This is a genomic window from Streptomyces sp. NPDC060205 (assembly GCF_042728395.1).
Classification (GTDB): Bacteria; Actinomycetota; Actinomycetes; order Streptomycetales; family Streptomycetaceae; genus Streptomyces.
This window is the reverse complement of the sequence record NZ_JBHWZP010000614.1, coordinates 1-1,837: the sequence shown is the minus strand read 5'-3', so window position 1 is coordinate 1,837 and position 1,837 is coordinate 1. Positions and strand designations below refer to the sequence as shown.

General features: G+C 74.9%; 1 protein-coding gene. It reads left to right on the top strand.

The genetic code is table 11. The features are described 5' to 3' along the window. Window positions 1–193: 193 nt before the first annotated feature. Complete coding sequence (locus ACFWGJ_RS43510; protein WP_387334516.1) at window positions 194–1,819, top strand: thiamine pyrophosphate-binding protein; 1,626 nt, start codon at window positions 194–196, stop codon at window positions 1,817–1,819. The last annotated feature ends 18 nt before the right edge of the window (window positions 1,820–1,837 follow it).

The window sequence follows — 1,837 nt, the reverse complement described above, 5'->3', positions numbered from 1 at the left end:
CCCCTGAAAAGCGGGGCTGCGCCCCTGCTTTTCGCCCCTGAGGGGCGCGGGGAACTGCGCGACCAGCCACGACGGCGCCGCAGACGACAACACCCGGCCACCCGGTATCGCTGAGTGGTACGGGCCCCTTGCACCCGTGGGGCGGTTCCCCCACGCTGGCGGCGACCGGTCCCGTCCCCACGAGGAGCCAACGATGGGTCGCCGCCCCGCCCCCGCCCTGCTCGACATCCTGCGCGGCGAGGGCGTGGACCGCGTCTTCGGCAACCCCGGCACCACCGAACTGCCGTTCCTGGCAGCCCTCGCGGACGCCGAGCAGGCACCCGAGTACGTCCTCGGCGTCCACGAGGGCGCGGTCGTCTCCATGGCGGACGGATACGCCCGAGCCACCGGCAGGACCGCCTTCGTCAGCCTGCACATCGCGGCCGGCCTCGCCAACGGACTCATCGGCCTGCTCAACGCCCGCCGCTCACGCACCCCGCTGGTGGTGATGGCCGGTCAGCAGGACCGCCGCCACCTCCAGCAGGACCCCATGCTCAGCGCCGACCTCGTCGCGCTCGCCGCACCGGCAGTGAAGGCCGCGTACGACATCCAGCACGCCCGCGACCTGCCGCTCGCACTGCGCCGCGCCTTCGCGCTCGCCGCCAGACCGCCGGCCGGGCCGGTGCTCGTGTCCGTGCCCATGGACCTGCTCGCGGAGGACACCGAGGTCGAGGTCCCCGCCCGTACGCCGGCACCCAGACCCGCGCCGGCCGGCGGACTCGACAGGGCCGCCGTCCTGCTCGGCGCCGGGGCACGGCCCGTGATCGTCGCGGGGGACGGTGTGGGCCGCGAGGACGCCACGGCCGCGCTCGTGCGCACCGCCGAGGCCTGCGGGGCCCCCGTGCACCACCAGCCGATGGCGGACTTCCTGAACTTCCCGACCACCCACCCCCTGTACGCGGGGATGCTGCCACCGCGCCACGACGCGATCCGGGCCGCACTGGACCCGTACGACACCCTGTTCATCGTGGGAGCGCACGCCTTCACGCCGCACCACTACACCCCGGGCCCCGCGCTGCCGCCCGGCATCACCGTCGTCCAGCTCGACTCCGACCCGGACGAGATCGGCCGCAACTTCCCCGCCGACCACGGTCTCGTGGGCGCACTCGGGCCGTCCCTGGACCGGCTCGCCGAACTGCTGCCGGAACGCATTCCCGCGCACACCGCGAAGAGCAGAGTGCTGCGGGCCGGCGACCGGCACACGGCCGAACGCGGCCGTACGGAAGCCGCCGCGCGCGCCGCGTACTCCCCGGCACCCCTGGCCCCCTGGGCCGCCGCCCACGCCGTGGCGCGCGGACTGCCGCCCGGCACGGCGGTCGTCGAGGAGGCCATCACGGTGGGCCTGCTGCTGCGCAGACTCGTCCGCCTCGACCAGCCGGGCAGCTACACGCACACCGTCGGCGGCGGCCTCGGCTGGGGGATCGGCGCCGCGGTCGGCCGGGCGCTGGCCGAACCGGGCCGGCCCGTGGTCGCCGTGCTCGGCGACGGCTGCACCCTCTTCGGCCTCCAGGGCTTGTGGAGCGCGGCACGGTACGCGGCTCCCGTGCTGTTCGTGGTGATGGGCAACGGCGCCTACCGCACCCTCCAGGACACCTACGAGGCGAGAGGCGGCACCGGGACCTGCCCCGGCACCGAGCTGGGCCGCCTCGACTTCACCCAGGCGGCCCGCTTCTTCGGAGTCGACGCCGTACGCACGGGCAGCGCGGACCAACTGCGCGACCTCGTCGCGGGGGCCGGTGAACTGACACGGCCGATGCTCGTCGACGTACCCCTGCGCTAGGGCCTGTCTGACAATTCC

What these genes read in the sequence shown, in the direction of transcription:
- ACFWGJ_RS43510 (WP_387334516.1), top strand. Translation starts at nt 194, where the DNA reads ATGGGTCGCCGCCCCGCCCCCGCCCTGCTCGACATCCTGCGCGGCGAG.